9 protein-coding genes are annotated in these 10,447 nt (G+C 33.9%); 4 read left to right on the forward strand and 5 right to left on the reverse strand.

The window, feature by feature from the left end:
- Positions 1-3: 3 nt before the first annotated feature.
- Complete coding sequence (locus tag BUA99_RS02300) at positions 4-1,011, reverse strand: 3-oxoacyl-ACP synthase III family protein (RefSeq protein ID WP_072987650.1); 1,008 nt, start codon at positions 1,009-1,011, stop codon at positions 4-6.
- 327 nt (positions 1,012-1,338) lie between these two features.
- On the opposite strand from BUA99_RS02300, the gene BUA99_RS02305 reads away from it, so the two are divergent.
- Positions 1,339-3,750, forward strand: a complete 2,412-nt coding sequence (locus tag BUA99_RS02305; RefSeq protein WP_072987653.1) for an alpha/beta hydrolase family protein — start codon at positions 1,339-1,341, stop codon at positions 3,748-3,750.
- Between the two features lie 201 nt (positions 3,751-3,951).
- Here BUA99_RS02305 and BUA99_RS02310 read toward each other — a convergent pair whose 3' ends face one another.
- The 3 genes from BUA99_RS02310 to BUA99_RS02320 all read right to left on the reverse strand — a co-directional run bounded on the left by BUA99_RS02310 (position 3,952) and on the right by BUA99_RS02320 (position 6,552).
- On the reverse strand, positions 3,952-4,899 hold the full coding sequence (locus BUA99_RS02310) for an ABC transporter ATP-binding protein (RefSeq protein WP_072987656.1): 948 nt from the start codon (positions 4,897-4,899) through the stop codon (positions 3,952-3,954).
- A 465-nt stretch (positions 4,900-5,364) separates the two neighbouring features.
- The gene (locus BUA99_RS02315; RefSeq protein ID WP_072987659.1) at positions 5,365-6,060 is read right to left on the reverse strand and encodes a YiaD family glycine zipper/OmpA-like lipoprotein; all 696 of its coding nucleotides are present in this window, start codon (positions 6,058-6,060) and stop codon (positions 5,365-5,367) included.
- Between the two features lie 15 nt (positions 6,061-6,075).
- Positions 6,076-6,552, reverse strand: a complete 477-nt coding sequence (locus BUA99_RS02320; RefSeq protein ID WP_072987662.1) for a lipocalin family protein — start codon at positions 6,550-6,552, stop codon at positions 6,076-6,078.
- A 180-nt stretch (positions 6,553-6,732) separates the two neighbouring features.
- Here BUA99_RS02320 and htpG point away from each other — a divergent pair, with 180 nt between their 5' ends.
- From htpG to BUA99_RS02335, 3 genes are all read left to right on the forward strand, one after another.
- A complete protein-coding gene (htpG, locus tag BUA99_RS02325) occupies positions 6,733-8,634 on the forward strand; it encodes a molecular chaperone HtpG (protein ID WP_072987763.1) in 1,902 nt (633 codons plus the stop codon).
- Positions 8,635-9,098: 464 nt separating this feature from the next.
- Entirely contained in the window at positions 9,099-9,362 is a 264-nt protein-coding gene (locus tag BUA99_RS14910) for a site-specific integrase (RefSeq protein ID WP_200778632.1), read from the forward strand.
- A 123-nt stretch (positions 9,363-9,485) separates the two neighbouring features.
- A complete protein-coding gene (locus tag BUA99_RS02335; protein WP_072987665.1) occupies positions 9,486-9,881 on the forward strand; it encodes a DUF5071 domain-containing protein in 396 nt (131 codons plus the stop codon).
- Between the two features lie 226 nt (positions 9,882-10,107).
- Here BUA99_RS02335 and BUA99_RS02340 read toward each other — a convergent pair.
- Positions 10,108-10,447 (reverse strand): transposase (locus BUA99_RS02340; protein ID WP_234972884.1); only part of this gene is annotated, 340 nt, incomplete at its 5' end.

Consider the following 10,447-nt stretch of genomic DNA (forward strand, 5'->3'; position numbering starts at 1 on the left):
AATTTACCATTTTATAATTGCACTGGCCCAAGTAAAGCCACTACCAAAAGCAGCTAAAACAACAGTGTCGCCGGATTTTATTTTTCCCAGTTCCCAAGCCTCAGTCAATGCAATAGGAATAGATGCTGCTGTAGTATTGCCGTATTTTTGAATGTTGTTAAACACTTGATCGTCGCGTAACTTGAATTTATTTTGAATAAATTGTGAAATTCTCAAATTAGCTTGATGCGGTATCAACATATCTATATCGGCTACCTGTAAATTATTAGCTTCTAAACCTTCGTTAATCACTTCACTAAATCGAACTACTGCATTTTTAAAAACAAATTGTCCGTTCATGTGAGGAAAATAACTTTCATCATCTGGATCGTTGTCAGCAAGAATATCTGAAACCCAACGACCACCCATTCCTGGTGCTTTCAAAATTAGTTCCTCAGCATATTGCCCTTCAGCATGTAAATGTGTAGACAAGATTCCTTTTGTTAAATCCTCTTCTCTACTCAAAACGGCTGCTCCTGCTCCATCACCAAAAATTACTGAAACTCCGCGACCACGAGAAGTCATGTCTAATCCTGATGAATGTACTTCAGATCCAATAACTAAAATATTTTTATACATTCCAGTTTTGATATATTGATCAGCAACTGATAAAGCATAAATAAAACCGGAACATTGATTTCTTACATCTAATGCGCCAATGGTTTTCAAACCTAAATCCCTTTGTACTAGAACTCCTGGGCCAGGAAAATAATAATCAGGGCTTAGTGTTGCAAAAACAATAAAATCAATATCATGTTTGTCTAAACCGGAACGCTTGATGGCAATCTCAGCCGCTTTCACTCCCATTGACGTGGTAGTGTCTTTGCCCGGAATAATGTGTCTTCGCTCTTGGATTCCTGTTCTTTCCTGAATCCATTCGTCATTAGTTTCGATGATTTTAGATAAATCATCATTCGTTACTACATTGTCAGGAACATAAAATCCTAGTCCTGTTATTTTTGAATGATACATATTATTATTTTTATTATAAATCCGTTGTAAATTTAAACCACAAAGCAAAATTTGAACGTACAAATTACTGCTTTTTTAATAATTAAAACCAGAATACTTGTGGTTAAAAAATAAATTAATTTCAAGCTCGTGAATTGCGTTTCTACAAATTGATTTTGTTTAAATGCTGCGAACTGGATATCAATATTTCGTTTTGGCGTAACCATCAAAAAAAAAATCTTACTCCCTTTTATAGAAAAAAGATCTTTCGCTTTCAAATGTAATAATATTGCATTATTTTCGACTACTATTACCTTATGCTATTGCTAATTTAAAATCATTCAAATTATGAAGTCAAAAATTCCGTTTTTCCTATTTTTAGGACTGAGCCTAACCACCTTTGCTCAAGAAAACTTAAGTTACCAAAAACCATCTAAATCCATCTTAGAATTAGCTGATTTCGAAAGAGCACCCGCAGTATCAATGGATACTAAAAAAGAATATTTGCTATTATCTTATAGAAATACATACAAAACATTAGATGATTTAAATCAAGAAGAATTGCGTCTAGGTGGATTACGAATCAATCCCTTGACCAATATATCTAGCACAGTCACTTACATCAATAATCTTAAATTAAGAAAAGTAAGTGACAAAAATGAAATGCAAGTTACTGGTTTGCCTCAAAATCCTCGTATTAGTAATTTAGCTTGGTCACCAAACGATAAGAAAATCTCCTTTTCTCATACTACGGCTTCTGGAGTTGAGCTTTGGGTTATTGATGTTGCTTCGGCGAAAGCCATAAAATTAACTGAAGCTACAGTCAATGCTAATATAGGAAGTCCGTTTAGCTGGATGAATGACAACGAAACTATATTAGTGAAAATGCTTCCAAAAAATAGAGCGGCGTTATTAGATTCTAAAAAAGACTTACCAGCTGGGCCAATAATTTCAAATGCTGATGGAGCAAAATCTCAAAACAGAACCTATCCAGATATGTTGAAAAACAAGAATGACGAGATTAATTTTGAAAACATCATGACTTCTGAATTGTACAAAGTAAACTTAAATGGAACAGCTACTTTGTTTATGAAAGCAGCTATGTATGCCGGAGAAAGTTTTTCGCCAGACGGTAATTATCTGATGGTAACCACCATTCAAAAACCATTCTCTTATATTGTTCCACTTAGCCGTTTCCCATCTAAATCAGCTATTTATGATACATCAGGAAAAGAGATCAAAGTTGTTAATGAGGTTCCGCTGACTGAAATTATTCCAAAAGGATTTATGGCAGTTCGTAAAGGAAAAAGAAACATGACTTGGAGAGCAGATAAGCCTGCTACTTTAGTTTTTGCGGAAGCATTAGATGGTGGAGATCCTGCTAATAATGTAGCTTTTAGAGATGAAGTCTTCTTGTGGAATGCTCCATTTAACAATGATCCTACTACATTAGTTAAAACACCACAACGTTATGACAGAATGATTTGGGGTAATGATACTATGGCAATCGTTTCTGACGAATGGTATGATACTAGAAATACAAAAACGTATTTAATAAATCCATCGGATCCAAGTCAAGCACCAAAAGTAATTTTTGATAGAAATTCACAAGATGTATACTCTGATCCTGGAAATTTCGAAACTCGAAAAAATGAATACAATCGCTATGTTTTAGCAATGGAGGATGGAAACGCTTTTCTCATTGGTAATGGTTTTACAAAAAACGGTCAATTTCCATTTATTAGTGAATTTAATTTAAAAACTTTAAAATCAAACCGATTGTATACCTCAACTTATACTGATAAAAAAGAGGATATTATTGAAATTGAGGATTTCAAGAAAGGTACTGTTTTAGTACAAATTCAATCTAAAAATGAGTATCCTAATTATTTCTTACGAAACATCAAACAAAAAAACAAGTTAACACCAATTACTGATTTTAAAAATCCTTTTGAAAGTATTAAAAACGTAAGTAAAGAAGTGATTAAATACAAGCGTAAAGACGGAGTTGAATTGTCAGGTACTTTGTATTTACCTGTTGGTTATGACAAAGCAAAAAAAGAGAAAATGCCATTACTAATATGGGCTTATCCAGCAGAATATAAGGACAAGAATTCAGCGGGACAGGTAACACAAAATCCAAATGAGTTTACTTTTCCTAGTTATGGCTCTTTTGTATATTGGGTAACTAAAGGTTACGTAGTTCTTGATGACGCTGCTTTCCCAATAATTGGCGAAGGAACAACGGAACCAAATGATAATTTCATCACCCAATTAGTAGATAATGCGGAGGCTGCAATTAATGCTGTGGACGCTTTAGGTTATATTGACAAGAAAAAAGTAGCAATTGGAGGTCATTCTTACGGTGCGTTTATGACGGCGAATTTACTAACACATTCTAATCTTTTTGCTTGCGGAATTGCTAGAAGTGGTGCTTACAATAGAACGCTAACTCCTTTTGGTTTTCAAAGTGAGCAACGCAACTACTGGGAAAGTCCAGAGGTTTACAATGCTATGTCACCGTTTATGAATGCGGGTAAAATGAAAACACCAATGTTATTAGTTCACGGAGAGGCTGATAATAATCCTGGAACATTTACATTGCAAACAGAGCGTTATTTCCAAGCGTTAAAAGGATTAGGAGCTCCAGCAAGAATGGTGATTTTACCAAAAGAAGCGCACGGTTATGTCGCGAAAGAAAATATACTTCATTTACTTTGGGAACAAGATCAATTTTTAGAAAAGTATTTGAAGAATTAAGTTATTTACTGTTAATAAATAAAAGATTTTATTGCCACAAAGTCACAAAGTTTTTAAGGTTGATTAACCAATTAAATTCACGCCTTTCTGATCCAGCGGCAAATGATTCACAAAATTAAAATCTGCGAATCTACGGTAAAAAAAGCTTCATTATAATAAATAGAAAACCCCGAAAATTAGTACTTTTCGGGGTTTATTTTTTTACGACATCATCAATGTAACTTCTTGATTCAATTCTAATTCACTATCGTGTTCAAAAAAAATAGCGCGTCGCTCAAACGCTGCTTTAATTAAATAATGACTTCCTTTAAAGTAGCACTGCTTGATCACTACCTGCATTATTCCGTTGTCAACAACTTTTAATTGATGCGGATACAGTAGTAATAAGCGATCTTCGTCCCCTTTTAAAGGAATTAGCTGCGACAATTTTAATTCATTGACTTCACCAAAAAGGGAAGCAATATATTTATTTGCAGGATTTTCATATATGGCCTTCGAATTGGATTTAGCCAACAATTTTCCAGCTTGCATTACTATTGTTTCATCTGAGAAAGCTAGCGCATCTGTGCTATCGTGAGTGGCAATAATACAAGTCACTCCTTTATCTTTTAAATATCGAAATAAATTACGACGCAAAGAATTTTTTCTAAAAGAATCAATTTGGCTAAAAGGTTCATCAAGTAATAAAATTTCTGGTTCTACTGCTAAAACTCTAGCCAGCGCCACTCTTTGTTGTTGACCACCGCTTAAAAATTTAGCTTTTACTTTTGCGAAAGCAGTCATTTCAACCATGTCTAATAATTCCTGAACACGAGCACTTTTTTCCTGAGGATACATATTCGATAAAAATTTACCTACGTTTTCCTCTACAGTTATGTATGGCATTAAATCAAAATCCTGTGCTAAATATTTGATATAATCTTCGCCGGGAATTAAATTACTCTTGGGTCCTAAAATAGGATTTCCATTGTATTTAATTTCACCACTATCTAAGTCATATAATCCATAAATAAGTTTTAACAAAGTACTTTTTCCGCAACCGCTTTCGCCAATGATCGCTGTGTTTTGACCTTTAGCAATCGTAAAACTGATGTTTTCAATAACTGGTTGGTTAATATAAGTGAATGTTATGTCTTTTATCTCTAGCATCTTCAAATTTTAAAAGTGCAAATTTACAATGTTTAATTTATTTACACGAGGATTTGTAGGGGTTTATGATTTATTCAGAACTGATTCATTCAGAACTTATCAGCAGTATATCTTCCTGCGTAATCGTCTTTTATTAATCATTTTAACTGGGATTTCAAATCACTACATTTCAAAAACAAGTGAAAAACTGTCATGAAACATACTTCTCTTTATTAATTTGATTAATGGTTGTATCAAGCTGTAATGAGGCGGGTAATCCATTTAGTCCTTGAAAACACTGTTTTTATTTTATCAAATCAAGCGCAGCGACGATTAATTGCAATTAAAGCGTGTTTAATTAATCTCTATTACAAACTTGAATGTACTCCTTTATATTAGACCTTCTCAGCAAAACTGTATTAAAATTAAGATATAAAAAAAGGTTGCTTCGTAAAGAAACAACCTTTTTTTTATAAGTAAGATCTATTAATTTTTGCTTTCTGCCTCAGAGTCTTTGATCATTTTTTCATTTGCAGTAATAGCAAATTCAACACGACGATTTTGACTTCTTCCTTGCAACGTTTCATTAGAAGCTACTGGATCAGCAATTCCTAAACCAGTCACTTGAAATCTATTAGAAGCAACACCTTTTCCAGTCAAATAACTTTTAACTGCAGCTGCTCTTTCACCTGAAAGTTTCAAATTATATTCGGCAGCACCCGTATTATCAGTATAACCATAAATAGTGATGTTAGTATCAGGATACTCTGCAAACACCGGAACTAATTTATCCAAATTTGCTTTTGCAGCAGCAGTCAAAGAAGACTTATTTGTATCAAAACGCACGGCGTTTTCATTTAAAACTAATTTAATTCCTTCTCCCACACGCACAACTTCAGCACCGGGAAGAACTTCATCAATTTGTCTCGCTTGCTTATCCATTTTGTTACCAATAACGCCACCAGCAACTCCACCAACTACTCCACCAAGAACAGCACCCATAGCTCCGTTACCACCTTTACCCAGGTTGTTCCCAAGAACTCCACCAAGTACAGCACCAGCAACAGCACCTATTCCCGCTCCTCTTTGTTTTTGATTGGTATTTTTTACTGCTTCACAACTAGTAAACATTGAACCTATAACCATTATTGTTGCAATTGCAACTACTGAAATCTTTTTCATAATTGTATTTATTATTTAGTTAGTTTTTTGAAATTGATAAACTACATCTGTCATTTTTCCTCCAACATCAATTTTGTCAATCAATTGGAAAGAGGATTCAGTTTGATTAGCTAATCCTAATACATAACCATCTCTCACTTTTTTTGCTTTTTCACCAGCATCTAAAACTTTCAATACAAACTGACCGTTGTCATTTACAAACCAAGTAATTGGTGAACTGAAAGAAATACAGTCTGCTTTATTCAAAGCCATTGTTCCTTTATTATTATTTGAAACAAATTTCCATGTGCTTCCTACAAAGCATTCTGAATCTGCTAACTGAAATGTATTCACTTTGATGTATTGTGATCCTGGATACGTCACCGCACTAATTTCCCAATTTCCTTTTATAGCAACTTGTGCTTTTCTATCTGTGCTTGTACTAGTCGCAGACTGTGATTTGCAAGCAAACATTAAAACTGCTAGAGTGCATATTAAAATAACTTTTTTCATTTTTCTCAATTTTAATGAATTAATACTTACACAAAGGTAAGTTGGAGGTTTACATTATTGTTGCAAAATTTTATTATATTTTATTAAAATTAACACTTCCGACATTTTGTCACTTAATCTATTAATGGTACTGTGTTTGAAAGATTAATTGCCATTAAAACAAACTTAAAAATTCAAAATATGACAACAGGTAAAATTAATGTTTCGGTTGAAAACATCTTTCCCTTAATCAAGAAGTTCCTATACAGCGATCACGAGATTTTCTTGAGAGAGTTAATTTCTAATGGTACTGATGCAACATTAAAATTAAAGCATCTTACAAGCATTGGCGAAGCCAAAGTAGAATATGGCAACCCAATGATTGAAGTAAAAATCGATAAAGAAGGTAAAAAGCTCCATATTATCGATCAAGGTTTAGGAATGACTGCTGATGAGGTGGAGAAATACATCAACCAAGTTGCTTTTTCTGGCGCTGAAGAGTTCCTAGATAAATACAAAGATTCTGCTAAAGATTCTGGAATTATAGGTCATTTTGGTCTTGGTTTCTACTCTGCTTTTATGGTTGCTAAAAAAGTGGAAATTATAACTAAATCTTATAAAGACGAACCAGCGGCTCACTGGACCTGTGATGGAAGCCCTGAGTTTACCTTAGAACCAGCTGATAAAACGACTCGTGGAACTGAAATCATTCTACATATTGCCGAAGATTCTTTAGAATTTCTTGAAGATTCTAAGATCAAAGGTTTATTGAATAAGTATAATAAGTTTATGCCTATTCCAATTAAATTTGGAACTAAGACAGAAAAAATTGAACAAAAAAAGGGCGAAGAAGTTGCCGAAGAAGATAAAGACAAAACTTTTACAGAAGTAGAAGTGGACAATATCATCAACAACCCTAATCCAGCATGGACAAAACAACCTACCGAATTATCTCCAGAGGATTACAAAAATTTCTACCATGAATTGTATCCTATGCAGTTTGAGGAGCCATTGTTCCATATTCACTTAAATGTTGATTATCCTTTTAACTTAACTGGAATTTTATATTTCCCTAAATTGGGCTCTGACTTACAAATTCAGAAAGACAAAATACAGTTGTACCAAAATCAGGTCTATGTAACTGATAATGTAGAAGGAATTGTACCTGAGTTTTTAATGATGCTTAAAGGTGTTGTTGATTCACCAGATATTCCATTAAATGTGTCTCGCTCTGGATTGCAAGCGGATGCAGCAGTAAAGAAAATTTCAAATTACATTACTCGTAAAGTAGCCGATAAACTGAAATCGTTGTTTACCGAAAACCGCGCCGATTTTGAACAAAAATGGAATGATATTAAAATTGTTTTAGAATACGGAATGTTATCTGAAGATAAATTCTACGAAAAAGCAGGAGCTTTTGTTCTATACCCAACAGTAGATGACAAATTCTATACGCTGGAAGAAATCAAAGAAAATCTTGCTGCAAATCAAACGGATAAAGACGGAAAACTAGTTGTTTTGTATGCTGGAAACAAGGAAGCGCAACACTCCTATATTGAGATTGCAAAAGAAAAAGGATATGAAGTTTTATTACTAGACTCTCCTATTATCTCGCACCTGATTCAAAAAATTGAAGGCGATAACAGCAACATGACGTTTATCCGTGTCGATTCAGATCATATTGATAATTTGATCAAGAAAGACGAAACTACGATTTCTAAATTATCAGAAGAAGAGCAAACTAATTTGAAAACTGTTTTAGAGACAATAGTTCCAAAACAAACGTACACGGTTCAACTGGAAGCGCTAGACAGCAACGCATCACCATTCATTATTACACAACCAGAGTTTATGCGAAGAATGAAAGAAATGAGTCAATCAGGCGGTGGCGGAATGTTTGGAATGGGTAATATGCCAGAAATGTACAATTTAGTGGTCAATACTAATTCTGAATTAGCGACCAGCATTCTAAACAACAAAGACGCAGCAGCTCAAGAAAGCTTAATCAAACAAGCGCTTGACTTGGCTAAACTATCACAAAACCTTTTAAAAGGAGAAGCACTTACCGCTTTTGTAAAAAGAAGTTTTGAATTGATTAAATAAGTAGCGAACCCATTTTATGAATTAAAATGGCGTGAATTGCTAATTCCGAATTATTACGGAATATCCAATATAATAAAGCTGTCCACCACTGGGCAGCTTTTTTTTTGGAGCAGAGTAAGCGCTTTTCACAAGAGGTTTTGTCCCGCTATACGCTACAATCTTTGCTTCTGGCTACCGCCAAAGCAAAGGATTTTCACTGCTATCGGGGCTAGAAAAGAGGTGTGTTTTTTATAAGAGATTGTTTTTAAAATAAATTTCTAAGAAAATTATGATTTACTTGAAAATCAATAAAGCGTAATAAGCCGGTGTCAAGCTACCCATATTTGGATTTATATGCAAAGGTTAGTTTCGCCTGTATACTAGGTAGGCGATATAATTCCAAATAAAAATAGAATCGTGCCCATTAGTCCTAAAATACTTAAATAACTGCGTGAATAGTATAAAATTACAAACCACAGACCTACTTGTATGACGGGCAAGTAGCGGGAAACGCTTGTTTAGAAAAAAGTTTACATAGTGTTTTAAAACTAGCATTGCAAAAAGCAAAAATTACCAAACCAGTAAGTTTGCATTGGTTAAGGCATAGTTATGCCATGCATTTGCTAGAAAGTGATAATGATTTTAAGGTTCATGCAAGAATTATTAGGCCACAGCAGCAGCAAAACCACCGAAATTTATACGCACGTAAGGACGAAAAGTATTCAACAAATAAAAAGCCCATTCGATGATTTGTAAAGAATTATTTATATATTTGAAAAGCAATAAAGCGAAACAAACCTTCGCCAATCTACCCAAATTTGGGTGGATATGCGAAGGTTTGTTTCGCCTATATACTAGTTAGCAGATATAGTATGAGAAACGAACTACAAAACATATTTGATTTGATTCCGAAGGAAAAAGGTGATTATAAAAGAGCTAAAAATCTAAAGAATTATAATGTTGCAGAATTGAAACCAATCATACCAAATTTGTTGGAATGGATTCAAGATATGAATTGGCCAATATCTGGAATCGTTGCCGAATATTTAGTCGATAATTTTATTGAAATTGAAAATGAAATCTATCCAATTCTAATTACTGTAGATCATATTTGGAAATGGAATGTTATAAACATCTTTAAAGATTTGATTGTAGATGAGAAAAATATTGAAATAATAAAAAGAATAGCCAAAAATCCAACAGAAATGGAAAAGTCTGAAGAATTGGATTTATTGTGTAAAGAAGTTGTTGAAAAACGAAAATGGTAAAAACTACATCTGCTAACAGCGGTTTCAAGAAATGGCGAGAAATCTGCTAAATTCATATTTTTCTTTCGCAAGAAATTTTATCTTGGCAGAAAGTACTCGGTTACGAAGTTCGCCACTTCTTGAAGCCGCGAAACGTCAGGTTGTGAAAAAACTCCGTTTTTCACTAAATAACCTCAAAATCCATTGCTGTATAATTGCATAGAACTACGCTAAGCAAGCTATTTTTTTAGGCAGCAATTGTTAGGTTCATTTCGATTAAGTCCATAAAAAGGCTTAAATAAAGCCTCCTAAAAATAATAACACCTTTGGTTTTGTAAGGTGACTTCCATTTCTTGAGTTTATCTATTAAGTCGGGAACTGTGAGTATGTTTATCGCACGTTTGATGTTGTACACTAGCATAATTAAACTGTGTTCACCATTTACTTTTTCTAGTCCCGTTAAATTAGTGTGGTTGTAGCCCCATTGTCTCGTAATGGTTCCAAAGATATGTTCGTTGATCTCTTGCCTGGTGCGATATAGTTGTGGGTTTTCCTGATACCGTTTGTTGTTTTCTTCAACGGCACTA

The organism is Flavobacterium segetis (genome assembly GCF_900129575.1).
GTDB classification, from domain to species: Bacteria; Bacteroidota; Bacteroidia; order Flavobacteriales; family Flavobacteriaceae; genus Flavobacterium; species Flavobacterium segetis.